At 41.7% G+C, this 16,728-nt stretch carries 14 protein-coding genes; 9 read left to right on the top strand and 5 right to left on the bottom strand.

Annotated features, from left to right (window positions below):
• Positions 1–53: 53 nt before the first annotated feature.
• On the bottom strand, positions 54–3,296 hold the full coding sequence (locus V7K36_RS07740; protein ID WP_335114731.1) for an ATP-binding protein: 3,243 nt from the start codon (positions 3,294–3,296) through the stop codon (positions 54–56).
• A 675-nt stretch (positions 3,297–3,971) separates the two neighbouring features.
• Between V7K36_RS07740 and V7K36_RS07735 the strand changes: the two genes are divergently transcribed.
• From V7K36_RS07735 to V7K36_RS07695, 9 genes are all read left to right on the top strand, one after another.
• A complete protein-coding gene (locus V7K36_RS07735) occupies positions 3,972–4,553 on the top strand; it encodes a KaiA family protein (protein ID WP_335114591.1) in 582 nt (193 codons plus the stop codon).
• Between the two features lie 104 nt (positions 4,554–4,657).
• Positions 4,658–4,972, top strand: a complete 315-nt coding sequence (gene kaiB, locus V7K36_RS07730; RefSeq protein ID WP_335114589.1) for a circadian clock protein KaiB — start codon at positions 4,658–4,660, stop codon at positions 4,970–4,972.
• A 77-nt stretch (positions 4,973–5,049) separates the two neighbouring features.
• Positions 5,050–6,612, top strand: a complete 1,563-nt coding sequence (gene kaiC, locus V7K36_RS07725) for a circadian clock protein KaiC (RefSeq protein WP_335114587.1) — start codon at positions 5,050–5,052, stop codon at positions 6,610–6,612.
• 104 nt (positions 6,613–6,716) lie between these two features.
• Entirely contained in the window at positions 6,717–9,014 is a 2,298-nt protein-coding gene (locus V7K36_RS07720; RefSeq protein ID WP_335114585.1) for a TolC family protein, read from the top strand.
• Positions 9,015–9,414: 400 nt separating this feature from the next.
• A complete protein-coding gene (locus V7K36_RS07715; protein WP_335114583.1) occupies positions 9,415–10,518 on the top strand; it encodes a C1 family peptidase in 1,104 nt (367 codons plus the stop codon).
• 118 nt (positions 10,519–10,636) lie between these two features.
• Positions 10,637–11,014, top strand: coding sequence for a hypothetical protein (locus V7K36_RS07710; protein WP_292770842.1), 378 nt, complete (start codon positions 10,637–10,639; stop codon positions 11,012–11,014).
• A 123-nt stretch (positions 11,015–11,137) separates the two neighbouring features.
• Positions 11,138–11,647 (top strand): hypothetical protein, encoded by a 510-nt coding sequence (locus V7K36_RS07705; protein WP_334830625.1) that lies wholly within the window; start codon positions 11,138–11,140, stop codon positions 11,645–11,647.
• Positions 11,648–12,178 (top strand): GNAT family N-acetyltransferase, encoded by a 531-nt coding sequence (locus V7K36_RS07700; RefSeq protein WP_335114581.1) that lies wholly within the window; start codon positions 11,648–11,650, stop codon positions 12,176–12,178.
• A gap of 37 nt (positions 12,179–12,215) precedes the next feature.
• Positions 12,216–12,995, top strand: coding sequence for a photosystem II S4 domain protein (locus tag V7K36_RS07695; protein ID WP_334830627.1), 780 nt, complete (start codon positions 12,216–12,218; stop codon positions 12,993–12,995).
• Positions 12,996–13,125: 130 nt separating this feature from the next.
• Here V7K36_RS07695 and V7K36_RS07690 read toward each other — a convergent pair whose 3' ends face one another.
• The 4 genes from V7K36_RS07690 to V7K36_RS07675 form a co-directional block, all read right to left on the bottom strand.
• Complete coding sequence (locus V7K36_RS07690; protein WP_335114579.1) at positions 13,126–13,902, bottom strand: SDR family NAD(P)-dependent oxidoreductase; 777 nt, start codon at positions 13,900–13,902, stop codon at positions 13,126–13,128.
• Between the two features lie 106 nt (positions 13,903–14,008).
• Positions 14,009–14,566 carry a hypothetical protein gene (locus V7K36_RS07685; protein WP_335114577.1) on the bottom strand — a complete coding sequence of 186 codons (558 nt, stop codon included), beginning with the start codon at positions 14,564–14,566 and terminating at the stop codon, positions 14,009–14,011.
• Between the two features lie 292 nt (positions 14,567–14,858).
• Complete coding sequence (locus V7K36_RS07680; RefSeq protein WP_335114575.1) at positions 14,859–15,095, bottom strand: hypothetical protein; 237 nt, start codon at positions 15,093–15,095, stop codon at positions 14,859–14,861.
• 790 nt (positions 15,096–15,885) lie between these two features.
• Complete coding sequence (locus V7K36_RS07675) at positions 15,886–16,491, bottom strand: exopolysaccharide biosynthesis protein (protein WP_335114573.1); 606 nt, start codon at positions 16,489–16,491, stop codon at positions 15,886–15,888.
• Positions 16,492–16,728: the final 237 nt, after the last annotated feature.

Here is a 16,728-nt window from a genome sequence, read left to right as displayed (position 1 = left end):
TGGGCATGGGGCATGGGGCATTGGTTGTTTCTCCCTCATCTCCCCACTCCCCATTAACATTTGCCATTGTAACCGTTGACAGCTAAAGCTTGATTGATCTGGTTTAAGAGGTCTTCCATTGATATCGATCGCGGTAATATTTGGGTAGCGATCGCGCCAACAACAGTTTCTATCGATTCCAAACCATTCTTCTTCTGCTTGTCAATTTCCTTGTAAGCTACCCCAGGCTGAAAAGTGGTTTTTGGGCGATTTAATCGCTGATTAAGTACCAAAATTGGTGGTAATTTGTCAGGTGAATCTCCCAATGTCTTCAGTGCTTTTAGCAAGTCTTTGTGGATAACGGATTCTCCTAAACAAATTAGCAATAAGTCAACGCTTTGGTGGCGAATTTGTTGTAACACTTCTGCCCAACAGGGACTCATCGCCGCTTTGAAGCCTGCTGTTTGTAGGTACTGAATTAAAGCTTGAAACCACTCAGAACCCCGTTCAGCAGTTTCACTAATAATTGAGCAATTTTTTTCTGTCTGATAACCCTTAACTTGCTTGCGTCTTACCTGTGGAAAATCACGCAGCATTGTCAAATCCACTACCAAGATGTTGGGAGGGTAGCAAATACCAGAAGCAATTTGCAGTACTGATAATAAGGCATCTGTTTTCTCGGTACGACTGCTGTTGTCTTTAGCAAATGGTTTTAAGTAAGGAAATACAGATAGCCCTGGTATTTTAGAAGCTATTAGGGTGGTTGCAACATCGCAAGTAACCAGTGGTATAGCCGCCAAACGTGGATGCCCGATTAGTTGTTGCAGGTAAATTTGGGCAGTGTTACTTTCCACATCTAGCAAAATGACATCAAACTGCCATACCCGTGCCAACAGTTCTGCCTGATTTAGGTCATCTACTTCAATCACTCGGTGTTCTCGAAGTGAGAGGTGGGGATTGACCGATTCCAACTGGGGATTCACCAACCGGAGAATTCGCAGTGGGGTCTTAGTTGGGATAATTGCGCTATTGTCTAACCCTAGCTGTAAAACTGCTTGTGCAGTACATAATTTTTCTAAAACTGGTGCTAATACGTAATGCTCTACTGGCAAACTTAAGAAACCATCAGCTCGGTTAGCAAATGCTTGCTCCTTTTCGGCTGCCGTCGCTGTCACAATTACAGATATATGACGGGTTGCGGTGTCAGATTTCAGTAAAGTCAGCACATCCCAGCCTGATAGCAGGGGTAGCAACGGATTCAAAAATATCGCTATTGGTTGCAAGCGCCGAGCTTTTTCGACTGCTTCTGTCCCTGATCGCGCAATCACTACCCGATATCCTAAACCTTTGAGTTGTTCGGTCAAGTCTTCAATATATCGGGCTACTGCCTCGACTACCAAGACCAAGCGTTGCGAACTAACGGCATGATGCTGTGTGGGGGTAATCTGCTGACGAGCAACTGCGGGCTTTTGCCGTGTCTGTTGGAGTCGTGTTTCTTCCTCTTCTCTGATTCCCATATCTGGTTCAGAAAAGCCTGTTTTCGGGGGACTGGGCGGCAGAAGTAGGGTAAACTGGCTACCTTTTCCTTCACGAGATAAGAAGCTGACATCTCCTCCGTGGAGACGAGCCAAGGCGCGAGTTAATACTAGCCCCAGACCAGTGCCTTCAAATTGGCGGGTGAGGGGATTTTCCAGTTGTTGAAATTTTTGAAAGATTAAGTGTTGCTGGTGTTCAGGAATGCCAATGCCTGTATCCCAAACTGTAAAGGCAATCCATCCTTCCCAACGATTCACCCGCAATCCAATTTCGCCAGATATTTCGGTGAATTTAAAGGCGTTGGAAAGTAGGTGTACTAGCATCTGGCGTAAGCGCAATTCATCTGCCACCATCTGATCTAAGCCTAGTTCAATGGAGAGGCAGAATTGAGGGGCAGATAAACGGGCATTTTGAGTTGGTGAAGCAGATGTCGTTTTGGTACTTTGAGTGTGGATGGCTTTGGCCTCGGATAGGGCGCGATCGCACACAGCCCGAATTCTCACCGGAGTCAGCGTCAAATCCATTTGTCCCGTCTCCATCCGGGTCAAATCCAAAATATCATTAACCACACTCATCAGGTGGCGTCCACTTTGATGAATCAGTCCTGCATAACGGGCTTGACGCTCGTTGAGTTCTCCTAACTGCTGATCCACGAGCAAGCGCGATAATCCTAAAACGGCAGTTAGGGGAGTTTTGAGTTCATGACTAATACAAGCTAAAAATTCATCCTTCAACCGATTTAGTTGAATTAAATCGGCATTTTTTGCTGCCAATTCTTTGCAAAGCTGTTGCTGCTGGGTCACATCAGTAGCTAAAACTAACCACAAATCATTACTGAGTACAACCTCAGATTCAGCGCTCATGACTTTAAACTCAGGACTATCTAAGGGAATTTTGGCAAACTGCCAGATTTGCTCCTGACCATTTTCCACTTCGACAACGCAGGTACAAGTACCCACCTGACTATCCAAATAGCACCGACTGTATACAGCCTCTGGTGATGCTTCTTGTTGAGTCGGTTCTTGTTCACCACCATCCTGATCCTCGCTACCATTGTGATGAACCTTGATTGCTTGTTGGGTGACATATTCTGGATTTTCGGAGGGTTTAGGGACAAGTATCGCCTCCACTTGTTGCCTAACTCCTTCTGGATCTTTCAAGGCTCCTAATTGCTGCCACCAAGCCGGATTTCGTGCTATTACCTTACCAGTAGCCGTTTGCAACATCAAAGGCCAAGGCAGTCTTTCTAGCAAGTGTACTAGTGGCTGGTGTCCCAATGATTTGGGTTCATTTGGTGTCTGCACACCAGCATCATACTCATGGCGATGCTCACCTGAGCTTTGTAACCCAGCCATGCGTTCCTTAGTCAGCGATCGCAACAGACGTGAACTATCCAGCAGCCCCAAATATCGACCATCAGAGTCAATCAGCGCCCAATCTAAGTTCTGATGTTTTTCGGCTTGGGGATAACACAAGCGCAAGCTTAATTGCTCTACAGACTCAGAAGCTGATATTGTTTGTATTGGCTCAATTAGACCTTGACCCCAGATCGAGAGTGATTGGTGTAAATTTAGATTTTTATTGTCACTATCTGCTAATAATTTTGGGATTAAACGGGCAGAATACAGCAATCCGATGGGACATTGCTGTTGATTCACTACTACCAAGCGATCGCACTGCTCTTGCTCAAAAATCTCTAACACCACTGCCAGAGAACTTGTTTGGGGGCAGCTAGGTACGGTTGCCTGAAAGTCATAAAGCGGGTAATCTAGCATTAACATAAGGCTTTGGGGGTCATTCTTCCTATGGAAACCTCCGGCATTTCCATCTCCCAACTGTTGATGGTTTTTTTGCCTGAAGCCATATCCTCTAAGAAGACTCATATAAGCAACTCTGGTTATTTCAACGCCATTAAAACAACGGAATTTCCGATCACGGACACTTGCTTGCGTCCGAATGCATTTTTCCAAGACGCGACGTTTCTCATTTCTAGCAACTAGCCTCCCCAGTCTCTTACTGGTATTTAAACTCCTGATCGATAGCGACAGCTAAAACAATTATGACCCCAAAGATTCGCTTTAGAACCTTGAGGAATTATAATGATTTAGAATGCGACAAAGGTTTAAGTTGGTTTAAGTATCTTATCAAGGAGCAAAATAAAAAAATCTATCTATTTATATAAGATATGCAAATAATAAAGTAGCTAATGTGTCTTGCTATGCTGACATATACCTCATCATCAAAGACCTACTAAGTCCTACCACTCAATTGCTGCACTAACAATTGCTGCACTAAGTTGTTGAGTGAGTTGCTAGCATTATCTGCTAACACAGAGCGTTATTTTGGGGGATAATTACTAGTTTACTGCACATCAAGTATTACCCTAGAAGCGTTAGCCAAACTTACCAGCCCAGGTTTCATGGTCAGGGCGATCAAGGAGATAGATTAAAAAGTAAATGTTATTACCAATATTGATTCTGCAACCTAATGTTAACAAATGTTTAGATAATCCAGTTGACTTAGCTAACCAAAAAGGTTTGAGTGCGTGGGTGTGGAAATTCATTGAGGCAATTATTGCCCAATTTTGCTATCTACCTGTTGCTGCAACTACCTTTGGGAAAATCAACTATTTACCAAATTGGTTGCAACAAAATCCTAGTCAGGCATCTACTGGCAGACACGTCTATGTATTTGCCAGTCAGACGCAAAAAAGCCAACAGCATTTCCAGGAGATGACTCCAGCAGAAAGGCAAGGATTATTAAGACGGCTTAAATCAGATTACAGCCTGATTCTGATAAATTATTTTACCACAGACAAAACACTCAAAGAAAAAATTGATAAATTTATCAATACTATATTTTATGCTAATATTCCTGTGCCCCAAATCATCGAGATTCACATGGAGGTAATTGAAGAATTTTCTCACCAGCTTCAATTAGAAGGAAGGAGGAATGAAACGTTACTTGATTACCGCCTAACGTTGATAGATATCCTAGCTCACCTGTGCGAAGTCTATAGGAGTTCGATTTCTAAATAAATTAAGTTTATTGATGTTCAACTTGGAAAAAACTACTGCTGTTAGTGACTCCCAATGCGCGAAAGAATATTGTATTTGTCTGATCATGACTAGTTATTAACTATATGATTAAAGCCAGAAAAACCTACGTTCTCAAGCTTTACGTAGCAGGGAATACCCCTAATTCAGCTCGGGCATTAAAAACACTTAAAGATATTTTAGAACAGGAGTTTGAAGGTGTTTATGCTTTAAAAGTGATCGATGTCCTGAAAAGCCCGCAACTGGCGGAAGAAGATAAAATATTAGCAACGCCAACATTATCTAAAATTTTGCCTCTACCCGTTCGCAAAATTATCGGGGATCTTTCAGATAGAGAAAGAGTATTGATTGGATTAGATTTGCTCTATGAAGAACTGAGTGAAGAAGATTTTGAAGAGTAAAATTTTAATCATAAAAAAATTCAGTCCAAACTTTAGTAATAAAAAAACCGGGTTTAATACCCTTTTGTGATCAAGCAATGAGTGAAAACGAGCAAGAAAAACCAAAGCAACCACCGATAATTGGGGGTGTAGAAAAAATTCGGACGATGATCGAAGGATTTGACGATATTAGTCATGGTGGTTTCCCAATTGGCAGAAGTACCTTGATTAGTGGCACATCCGGCACAGGCAAAACTTTATTCTCTCTTCAGTTTCTCTATAATGGTATCACCTACTTTGACGAAGCAGGAGTATTTGTTACCTTTGAAGAATCACCCAGCGATATTATTAAAAATGCCCATATTTTTGGTTGGAACTTGCCACGCCTAATCGAAGAAGGCAAGTTGTTTATTCTTGATGCATCTCCCGATCCTGAAGGTCAAGACATCATTGGAAATTTTGACCTTTCTGCACTTATTGAGCGCTTGCAATATGCCATCCGCAAATACAAAGCTAAACGAGTTTCAATCGACTCAATAACAGCAGTATTTCAGCAGTATGAAGCGATGGGAGTAGTGCGACGCGAGATTTTTCGCTTAGTAGCACGTCTCAAACTACTGAATGTCACCACTGTAATTACCACTGAACGTGGTGAAGAATATGGGCCAGTTGCCTCTTTCGGAGTAGAAGAATTTGTTTCCGATAATGTAGTAATTGTTCGCAACGTTTTAGAAGGAGAACGCCGCCGTCGCACAATTGAAATCCTCAAGTTGCGCGGTACAACTCACATGAAAGGCGAGTATCCCTTCACGATTACTAATGAAGGAGTTAATATTTTCCCACTGGCAGCAATGCGCTTAACTCAACGGTCTTCTAATGTCAGAGTATCTTCTGGTGTCAAAACCTTAGATGAAATGTGCGGAGGTGGTTTCTTTAAAGATTCAATTATTTTGGTAACAGGAGCCACAGGTACTGGCAAAACCCTGTTAGTTAGTAAGTTTATTCAAGATGGCTGCCTGAATGGAGAACAGGCAATATTATTTGCTTATGAAGAATCACGCGCCCAACTGTCTCGTAATGCTTCCTCTTGGGGAATTGATTTTGAAGAATTAGAACATCAAGGTTTACTCAAAATCATCTGTACCTATCCTGAATCAACTGGTTTAGAAGACCACTTACAAATTATTAAATCAGAAATTGCTGTCTTCAAACCAGCTCGCATCGCCATTGATTCACTATCAGCACTAGCTAGAGGTGTTACCAATAATGCATTTCGGCAGTTTGTAATTGGTGTGACCGGTTATGCTAAACAAGAAGAAATTACTGGTTTCTTTACCAACACAACTGACCAATTTCTGGGGGCGCATTCGATTACTGACTCTCATATTTCCACGATTACCGATACAATTCTGATGTTACAGTACGTAGAAATTAGAGGAGAAATGTCGCGGGCAATTAACGTGTTTAAAATGAGAGGCTCTTGGCATGATAAGGGCATTCGTGAGTATAATATCACTGCTGATGGTCCCGATATTAAAGATTCTTTCCGAAACTACGAACGGATTATCAGCGGTGCTCCTACTCGCGTTAGTATCGATGAAAAGGCGGAACTTTCTCGCATTATTAGACGTTTTGAAGACAAACAGAGTTCCGAACCCTAAATTTAGTATCGTAGTATATTCTTTCCTAAGTTTAGTATCGTGCTATATTCTGTGGTGAAGAAAGGTTTTCTGCCGCTAGAGTGATTTTCGTGTGAGGGGATGCGGTGAAAGGACAGCAATTATTTTATAGCTTCTTACCTGGTTTGACAGCAGCGGTCTTAACAACTCAGCCTGCTTGGGCTGGTACTGTGAAACTAACAGGGGTACAACTGGCGTCTTCTCCTAGTGTTTTGACTTCTACTTCTGGTCAAGACTTGATTGTGGATACCACGAATACGCAACTGCCTAACGGTGCAGATGTTAGTGTTCCAACCTTAGTACCTGCTTTTGGTTTTACTAAACTTAGTGTGAAGCCTTTAAGGAATAACAGTATCCCAGTGTTAATGACTGGAAGTACTGGTGTACCCATAGAACAAATTCTTAAGAAAGATGAAGGTAGATTCTTCAGTTTCACATCTACCTCTAATCCTTCGCAACAGCCAGATGTCAGCCTTTCTGCTCAAAATAACCAAAAAAACAGTAATTCAGATCCGAATGCGCAGAAGTTAAAGAGGGTAGTAGTTCCTAACTACACTTCAAAACCTGCTTCTGTCCAAAAAGAAATTTTGTCCCTGTCTACTTTACAGCAGCCAGTGGTTCAACAAATAAATACTGTTAATCAGTTGCAGACATTTTTACAAGCTTCAGGCACAGGGGCAGGAGCAGCAAAACTATTGTCAGCGCAGAGGTGTCCACAGGAGTTGAGGAAAAGCAAAACTGATTTCTCGGCTTCTTTGCTGCTGGCCTCAAGCACCTGCTTAGGACAAAATGCGGCTGGGGAACGTGTGGCTCAGAGTAATCCTCAGACTCCGGCAGATTCGGTGCAACCTCAGATTGTGCCGGGAACCGTAACTCCTGCACCAGGCGGTTCAGTACAACCTGAGATTGTACCAGGAACCGTAACTCCTGCACCAGGCGGTTCAGTCCAACCTGAGATTATACCAGGAACCGTAACTCCTGCACCAGCTGGTTCAGTGCCACCTCAGTCTGTGCCAGGAAACGTAATTCCTCCGCCATCAGATTCGCTAAAAATTCCCGATAACCTGACTCCAAGCTCAAATCCCCTGCTATTTCCCACTAAACCGGAGGAAGTGAGACTTCAGGGAAATCAGCCGATTACTTTAGCACAGGCTCTGGAGCTAGCACGGCGTAACAATCACGATCTACAGGTGTCGATATTGCAGCTAGAACGCAGTCGCGCTGCTGTACGCCAGGCACAAGCTGCTTTGCTTCCCAGTCTTAATATTAGTGGTGATATTACTCGCAGTCAGACTCCTTCTGGTCAGCTTGAGGACGAATTATACAAACAGCAAGGTTTAGTCTCTCCGAACGCAGGTGCACCTAGTACAGGTTTCAACGGTCAAGCACAACTGACATATAACCTTTATACTTCTGGGAGTCGGCAAGCTACTATCAGACAGGCTGAGGAACAGGAGCGTTCCGATGAGCTGGCTGTAGAAACTCAGTTTGAAACAATCCGTCTGAATGTTGCCACTGACTACTACAATCTGCAACAAGCGGATGAACAAGTACGTATTGCTCAGTCGGCTGTGGAGAACTCCGAAGCCAGTTTGCGTGATGCAGAAGCTTTAGAGCGAGCTGGGGTTGGTACGCGGTTTGATGTGTTACGATCGCAGGTGAATTTAGCAAATGCCCAACAAGATTTGACTAATGCCAGATCCCAGCAGGCAATTGCCCGTCGTCAATTAGCAACTCGGATAAGTTTGGCGCAGACGATAAATATCAGTGCAGCCGATCCTGTACAATTAGCTGGTCTTTGGAACCCAACATTAGAACAAACTATTTTGCTGGCTTTTCAAAACCGTTCGGAATTGCAACAGCAATTGGCACAACGTAACATTAGCGAACAACAGCGACGGCAAGCACTTGCAACTTTAGGCCCTCAAGTTAGTTTGGTAGCCAGCTACAGCCTACTAGATCAGTTCAATGATAATGTCAGCGTGACTGATGGTTATTCAGTAGGAGTTAGAGCAAGTCTAAATTTGTATGATGGGGGAGCAGCAAGAGCGCAGGCAGCTCAGGCAGTAGCTAATATTGCGATCGCAGAAACTCAATTTGCGGAACAGCGCAACCAAATTCGCTTTCAGGTAGAACAAGCCTATTCTACCCAACAATCTAATTTGACCAATGTTCAAACCGCTAATACTGCTTTAGAACAGGCTAGGGAAGCTCTACGTTTAGCGCGTTTGCGATTCCAAGCTGGTGTAGGCACTCAAACTGATGTCATTAACTCTGAAAACGACCTCACAATAGCTGAAGGTAATCGGGTAACAGCAATTTTGAATTACAACCGTGCTTTAGCTCAGTTACAACGGTCTGTTACCCTCAGAGCACTACGCTAGTTAGCCGAAACTCAACTGTCAATACTTTTGAGTGCTGTTGTGTTTTTTAATACACTTTGCACCTATCATCAGGGGATCACACAGTCCAGTAGTATTTTTTATGAAAAGCTCCAAGAAGCCTCATTTCTCAGTAATTACACTGAATAATGAGGCTTTATTGGTAATAAAAGCTATACTAAAACAAGTCTTGGCGCTAATTGTATAAATTGAAGACAGTTCCGTGGGTAATAAGAGACGTTGCATTGCAACGTCTCTTATTAGGTCATTGGTGGTGCAAATGATTTTATCTAAACCGTATTGGGATAAAAGCAGCTTATCTTCAGGTAAAGTCTCGCCCCCGGAAACTGTCTGAGTCAACACAGCGCTTCTACCGTGTGTGGTTCTAAGAGAGATTATTTATATGTCAATTTCCGATGTGCTTCGTACAGTCTCATTCTTCCACGATTCCAGAGGCAAACAGTTAAAAGTCGGCGGTTATCGACCAGATCCTATTGATTCAAGAGATAGAAAATACAGTGTTGGACGTTATCAACCACAACAGTTACCGCCAATGGTCGATTTACGTCCGCACATGACAAAAGTGGAACAGCAGGGAGAATTGAACAGTTGTACAGCTAACGCGATGGCGGGAGCTTACGAGTATCTGGCCATGCGTCAATTTGGCTCGGCAGAGGATGTGAGTCGCTTGTTTATTTATTACAATGCCAGATTGTCTGATGGAACCGTTGAGCAGGACGAAGGAACTTATTTACGCAGCTGTATTAAGGTACTGCGAAAATACGGTGCTTGTATAGAGAAAACTTGGCCTTATAGTCAAAATAGGGTATTTGAAAAACCCCACGAACAAGCTTATGAGGAAGCAGAAAGCTTCTTGATCGATGAGGCTGAACGAATTAACTTGGATTTGTACGCAATGCGCCACTGTTTAGCGGAAGGTTATCCCTTTGCCTTTGGTTTGCAGCTATTCAGTTCCTTTGAGCAAGTTAAAGATACTGGACGAGTACCAATACCAAATTCAAGCAACGAGAAACTTTGTGGCGGACACGCAATGCTGTGCGTAGGATATTCTGATCAAGACCGCATGTTTTTGGTTCGTAACTCTTGGGGTCCAAACTGGGGAGACAAAGGCTACTGTTATATTCCTTACGATTACATTACCAATTCTGAGTTAAACGGTGATTGCTGGACTATTAAAAGTGTAACCGACCTCGACTTAAGTCAGGATGTCTGGTGCGATGAAGGCTCCTTCTTTGATATGGTTCTCTCTCGGGCTATTAGTCAACTAGGGTTTGCACAGGACGAGGATGAAGATGAATCTGAGGACGAGGATGAAGATGAATCTGAGGACGAGGATGAAAATGAATCTGAGGACGAGGATGAAAATGAATCTGAGGACGAGGATGAAGATGAATCTGAGAACGAGGATGAAGATGAATCTGAGGACGAGGATGAATCTGAGGACGAGGATGAAAATGAATCTGAGGATGAGGATGAAGAATACTGAAGGCAGCTAAAGCCACTACCGACTTATCCATTCGTCTAAATCCATTGGCTCTGCATCTAGTTTTTGGGTCAAAATTGGACTAACATAACTGAGTGTTCGCTCGCCTTGTCAAACACTCATGACTAAAGTAACATCTCAAGAGATTGCACAGTTTCGCTCTCAATTGGCAGATGATCCCAGCGATATGGAAGCGCTGGATTTGATTGAAGACTGTGATGGAGATTTAGAAGATGCGGCGATGACGCTAGCTATCCGAGCCGGACAACAACCAGAAAGAGCAAATTCCGAGTGGTTAGATGCCTTGGCTAGGAAATGGCGTGTGGTGATTTGTGAACAAGAATATCGGGAAGATTTGCTTAATACTTCACTTCAAAAGATGATGGAACATCTAAAAGCAACGCCGACCTTTCCGAAGATTTTGGCAACGCCAGTTTTGATATATGTCCTCAAGCAAGGCGTGAACAATTTTTGTGAGCCACTAGATTCCCTAAAGTGATCAGCCCATGTAGATTTAACTTGTGCGCTGCGGCGCTTCGCTATCGCGGTTTGCAATTGATTCGACCAGGACTGATACGCTGTTAGTTAAGGCAAAACTTCTATTAGACAAATTGTAAAACCAATGAATTACCTTGTTGCCGTATTACCAGATCGCATTCAAGCCGAAGCTGCTTATTTAGCTTTAGAAAAAGATGGCATAAACAGTACTATCCTGGGGAGGGGGTATAAAACGGCTGACGAGTTTGGCTTAATTGACCCTAAAGACCAAGCTAAAAAGCAAGCAAAACTGATGGCAACCTGGCTGATACCATTTGGCTTTTTTGCAGGTTTTACTTTCAGCCTGATCACTGGTTTGGATACTTTTGCCTGGGCGGGTGAAGTTGGTAATCACATCGTTGGTGGACTGCTAGGTGCTGCTAGTGGTGCTATGGGTGGTGTAGTTGTCGGTGGTGGAGTCGGTTTACTCGTAGGTAGTGGTGATGCTTTGCCTTATCGCAACCGCTTGGATGCGGGGAAATACTTAATAGCTGTTCAAGGCTCTGAAACTCTCACTCGCCAAGCAACCCGAATATTACGTCAGTTTGATCCAGAAAATATCCAAGGTTATGCTGACACAAATACCGTGTATTGAATGAATCATAGGTTACACGTCAGGACACAGCGACTTGAGTTGCTTTCCTGTTCTTTGGAAGTGGCGCAAGCGGTGATTACAAGAAACAAATCCCAAGTAGAAAGGCTCTTGGGGGTTAGGGTTCCTGATGATTGGTATGCATCTGAGGTGTTAGACATTTTCCCAATGTATGCTCAGATGCTAATAGATGATCCTTCCCAGTTGGGTTGGGGTGTCTGGCTAATGATTCACATTGCCGATTCTATTTTAATTGGCGATTTGGGTTTTATTGACAAACCTGATCAGACGGGAACTGTAAAAATGGGTTACGAAGTGCTATCAGCATATCGCCAGCAGGGATTTGCTTTTGAAGCACTAAAAGCATTGGTCGATTTTGCTTTTAGTGGGCGGGAACTCAAGAGAATTATCGCTCATTCCCCAGACGATCATGTTGCCTCGATTCGCATTTTGGAAAAACTAGGGATGCAAGAAATTGGTAGAGATGAAAATCTGCTGAAATGGGAATTAAAGCTAGAATCAAGACAGTTATAGAACTTAATTCTCAATTCATAACTCATAATTTTTAAGAATGTTGCCACGAGAAGAACTTTTAAAAGGTGTTGAAAATCGAGATAGTGTAGCTCGTGTAATTGACCAAGCCGAACAAGCCATCAAAACTTGGGAAGTGGTTTTGACTGATTTTCTATCTCCCCCAGAATTGGCGGAAATTCAACGGGTATTTAACCGATTAACAGAAGTGCAATTGGCGGCGTGGGGTGGATATCCGCAAGCTGAACGCCAAAGAATAGCGATCGCTCGTTCAGAACTTCCCTTAGATCAATCTCAAGTCAGTCTTGTCGCCGTGGAAATTGCTGGTAATTTCCTATTTGATACCGCCTCTCACCGCGACTTTTTAGGCGCAATGTTGGGTACAGGAATTGTTCGTGAAAAGACGGGAGATATTATAGTTTTGGGAGAACGAGGGGCGCAGGCGATTGTCGCACCAGAGTTAGTGGAATTTTTGTCAATCAGTCTTAAACAGGTGCGATCGGTTCCTGTGAAAACTCAGCAGATTGAGGTAACTGAATTAAAAGTCCGGGAACCCAAGAAAAAAGAATTAACTACTGTGGAGGCTTCTTTGCGATTAGATGCGATCGCATCTGCTGGTTTTGGGATGTCCCGCAGCAAAATGGTTGATTTCATTGATGCTGGTGATGTCCGCGTCAATTGGAAGGAAATTACCCAAGCTAGTTCTCAAGTGAAATCAGGCGACTTAATCGCCATTCGCTCTAAAGGACGTTTAGAAGTTGGGGAAATCGCCGTTACAAAAAAAGACCGTTACCGAGTTCAATTAACAAGGTATATTTAATAATTGAGGAGTGAGGAATGACGAGTTAAGAGTTTTAAATTCATCAGTTTCTTTAACCCCTAACTCCTAACTCCTAACTCCTAACAGACGCGATTAATCGCGTCTCTACTCCTAACTCCTAACTATATAATTAGGCTCCAAAGTGTTTTGCTAACATATTCAGCAGAAGTTTGCGCGGTACGAGCCGAGATAATTTGCTTCTAATTTGAGTGTTAGTATCAGAACTAATAACAGTTGGATACCCTTTTTCCAAAGCCTCTAAAGATTCCCAAACCACTTTTTCGGAAGAATAGACTTTATCTGTACTGCTTGCCAGCGCTGGAGGAAAATTAGCTTCTGCAAAAAAGTTTGTCTCTATTGGCCCTGGACAAGTGACTAAAATACGGACACCATACTGACGATTTTCTGCCCATAATGCTTCACTAAAGCTGAGAATAAAAGCTTTACTGGCAGCATAAACAGAAAGGTATGGTATCGGTTGAAATGCGGTAATAGAAGATACGTTAATAATACTTCCAGAACGACGTTGCCGCATCAAGGGTAGAAATTTATGGGTTAAATCTACCAATGCTAAAATATTTAATTGTACGATTTTAAGTTGTCTTTCTCCATCTCCTTCAGCAAAGTCGCCATAGTAACCAAAACCTGCATTGTTGATTAATAAGTCAATGGTTAATCCCTTTTCTTTAGTAACATCAAATACAGCAGATGCTGCATTAGGTTCTGTGAGGTCTTTTACTATAACGTCTACTTGAATTTTGTGTTGTTCTTGTAGTTGTTTAGCTAATTCGCTTAGTTTCTCTTCAGAACGAGCAACGAGTACAAGATTTGTCTTGCGTGCAGCTAGTTCCTGGGCAAAAGCTTTCCCTATACCACTAGATGCACCAGTAATTAAAGCAGTTGGCATTCTACATATTAAGATAGTTTTTGAGCACCATTAAAATCTTAGCTATGCTGGCTAGAAGTTTTAACTACCCAAAGTGATATACCCAAAAGGGTAATTAAATTGCTAATTACCATTTTTCAGACCAATAAATAATTTCTGAGGCTGAACTATTAATTGCGACACCGTAGCTATCTCCATGATTCCACTTGAAGCCAGGTCTACCTTTGTCTTCTGCATTTAATACCAATATTTCATAAGTAGCTGGAAAAGATTCTGTATGAGAGTCACTGGTATAGAAGAAAGTTGTCGGCACACCGTCAGGCTGGTTTATATGGTCGTTTGTGTTACCACCCTTATATTTGTGCTTTGCACTATTTCTGTATTGTGACAGTAATTTTTCTATTTTTTTTTGTGGCTCTTTCAGCCTAATTTGAAAAAAACTACCTGCTGGCAAAATTTCGGGATAGTAAGCAATATGAATGTCTTGGGCATCAGTGGGAATCTCATTAGGAAAATGTTTTACTTGGTCATTATTAGACCAGAGTTGATTACGAATTTCTTTGTAGCGTGATGTATCAGTTATTATTTTAGGTTCGCTAGTATTGCTAAAAGTTGTTCTCAGAAAAAAGCTTCCCCCGACAATACTAAGGCTAGCAAGGGCTAATATAAATTGCGATCGCTTCATCAAGTTGGGTGCGTCTAACTTTCATAGTCATATACCCAACTAATAAACTAAATTCGTACTATTGCGGATATTCCATCAGAGATATTAACAGAAACTTTGCGTATCCAAGGAAAATTCGAGGTAATTGTAAAATTACTGTGAAGTTGGTCAATGATTACCTAGTCAAATACCACAGGCTCTCCTCCGGTAAGCTAGGGTAGTTATTGTTACTTAAGTGAAAGTAGGGAAGTAGAAATAAATTTTATCTTTGCTCAAGATAATCAAATCATACCGCAAATATGCAAGACCAAAATTACCATTCTTCTTCTTGCCAAAACCAATGATATTGGATTTTTATCACTTCTTTAAAAGATGGTTTTGCATAGGTTGTTGATTTGTCTCGAAGTTGCTGATATTGTTCAGGAGTAATAGAAATATCTTGATTATCTGAGCGATAGACTATATCTGCACCACCATCACCAAATCCCCAGCTATATCTAGGAAAATATACTTCAAAAGCATTTCCATATTGTTTGACCTGAACCCGCATACTGTTTACAGTTATTTGAGAAGTAGAAGTGGGCTTGAATTGATAATTTACTTGAATTTTTGCGACTACTAAATTCCGTGGTATATAATAGATAAAAAAATCAGTTTTAACTGGGTCTATTAAAGGACTAATAAAAGCAATAATTAGAGTAATTATTGAAAGAATTGAAATTTTGAGCCGTACTCCTTTCCTACAAAACGCTCCGCGAACAAAGAAGCAAGCTACGCAAAGCGTTTACCACAGGAGAAGACAGACTTTCGACCATCAAACTTCAAAGAGGCAGAAGGAATACCGCTTGTATAGTAAGCTTTTTAAGAGACTATATAGTTATTTTCGCTAACCTCCACTAGTACTAGTGTTGTATATAAAAAAAATCAATCCCACAGCCATCCATTTTTTTTCAATTCTTCCTGATGCAGCAATAACTAAGGCGGATATATAAATAGTAGATGCACCTTAATTAAATTACAGCCCTCAGCTTTTAGTTGGGGGCTTTTTTATTGCTGATATTTTTTAATTTGGAAATAAAATAAATTTGCTTATAAGTCTAATTTTCCCGGATATGGCAATCAATAAAGCGGATTATTAAATGGTAGATGCACCTTAATAAATTACAGCCCTCAGCTTTTAGTTGAAGGCTTTTTTATTGATGATATTTTTTAAGGAGTGAATAAAATAATTTTCTACATAAGTCTAATTTTCCCGGATATGGCAATTAATAAAGCGGATTAATAAATGGTAGATGCACCCTAATAAATTACAGCCCTCAGCTTTTAGTTGAAGGCTTTTACTATTTAAATATAGATGGCAGCAAACTGGGAGCTAACCATACTGCATAACCAAGAAATCCAAACAACAAGGTAATCAGGACAGTAATGCCATAGCTGATGCAAATTAATAAACCGTCAGATTCGATCGTGGCAACAGTCAAAAGTAAAATACCGACAGTGGGGATGGGATTTGTAAACGGAATTGGTAATATTAGTAATATTGTTAATAAAGAGATGCAAAACCCATTAATTCGCCAAATCAAAGGATTCTGGGCTATTTTTGCCAATCGGGGACGGGCGATTTTCTGTAAAACTTTGGTAAAACGTCCCAAATTTTGCAAAAGTAACTGGGCGAAGGGACGAGGAAATTTGTAGTTAGCGATTCTTTTCGGTAGCCAAGGCGATCGCTTCCCTAAAACCATTTGCATTGACAACAATAAACAAGCACCACCAAAAGGGCCAGTTAATCCCGGTGGCATCGGAAATAAAAAGGGCAAAACTAATAATGTAATTACTAGACAGAACCCTCGTTCTGAGGTTTCTGCCAGAATATCACCTAGAGTTAGCGGTTGTTCAGCTAGGCGTTGCAACAGGGACTTTATATCTTGAGAAAATCTCAGATGCATTTGGCGTGAGTTGATACGAGTTCCCACATTTTTAGCAGAGGAAGAAATCAATCAATTTTAGATTTTGAATTTTGGATTGAAGGAAAATCTAAAATCTAAAATTTAATAATTACGCGATCGCATAACTAGCAACTTGGGTTATTATCCCTCTTCTGTCACTTTCCGGGAGGGCGATCGCTAGAAGCCTCATGAGGCAATCAATACAAGCTATACTATTAGAAAAAAATTGGTCTTGTA

The organism is Nostoc sp. (genome assembly GCF_036919555.1).
Taxonomy (GTDB): Bacteria; Cyanobacteriota; Cyanobacteriia; order Cyanobacteriales; family Nostocaceae; genus Nostoc.
The sequence above is the reverse complement of the archived record's forward strand: the minus strand, read 5'-3'. Positions and strand labels throughout refer to the sequence as shown.

Excerpts from the sequence above, each read along its gene's own strand:
- V7K36_RS07710 (WP_292770842.1), top strand. The coding sequence starts at position 10,637 with ATGACTAAAGTAACATCTCAAGAGATTGCACAGTTTCGCTCTCAATTG.
- V7K36_RS07735 (WP_335114591.1), top strand. The coding sequence starts at position 3,972 with ATGTTATTACCAATATTGATTCTGCAACCTAATGTTAACAAATGTTTA.
- V7K36_RS07675 (WP_335114573.1), bottom strand. The coding sequence starts at position 16,491 with ATGCATCTGAGATTTTCTCAAGATATAAAGTCCCTGTTGCAACGCCTA.
- V7K36_RS07705 (WP_334830625.1), top strand. The coding sequence starts at position 11,138 with ATGAATTACCTTGTTGCCGTATTACCAGATCGCATTCAAGCCGAAGCT.
- V7K36_RS07680 (WP_335114575.1), bottom strand. The coding sequence starts at position 15,095 with ATGCGGGTTCAGGTCAAACAATATGGAAATGCTTTTGAAGTATATTTT.
- V7K36_RS07695 (WP_334830627.1), top strand. The coding sequence starts at position 12,216 with ATGTTGCCACGAGAAGAACTTTTAAAAGGTGTTGAAAATCGAGATAGT.
- kaiB (WP_335114589.1), top strand. The coding sequence starts at position 4,658 with ATGATTAAAGCCAGAAAAACCTACGTTCTCAAGCTTTACGTAGCAGGG.
- kaiC (WP_335114587.1), top strand. The coding sequence starts at position 5,050 with ATGAGTGAAAACGAGCAAGAAAAACCAAAGCAACCACCGATAATTGGG.
- V7K36_RS07715 (WP_335114583.1), top strand. The coding sequence starts at position 9,415 with ATGTCAATTTCCGATGTGCTTCGTACAGTCTCATTCTTCCACGATTCC.
- V7K36_RS07685 (WP_335114577.1), bottom strand. The coding sequence starts at position 14,566 with ATGAAGCGATCGCAATTTATATTAGCCCTTGCTAGCCTTAGTATTGTC.
- V7K36_RS07690 (WP_335114579.1), bottom strand. The coding sequence starts at position 13,902 with ATGCCAACTGCTTTAATTACTGGTGCATCTAGTGGTATAGGGAAAGCT.
- V7K36_RS07740 (WP_335114731.1), bottom strand. The coding sequence starts at position 3,296 with ATGTTAATGCTAGATTACCCGCTTTATGACTTTCAGGCAACCGTACCT.
- V7K36_RS07700 (WP_335114581.1), top strand. The coding sequence starts at position 11,648 with ATGAATCATAGGTTACACGTCAGGACACAGCGACTTGAGTTGCTTTCC.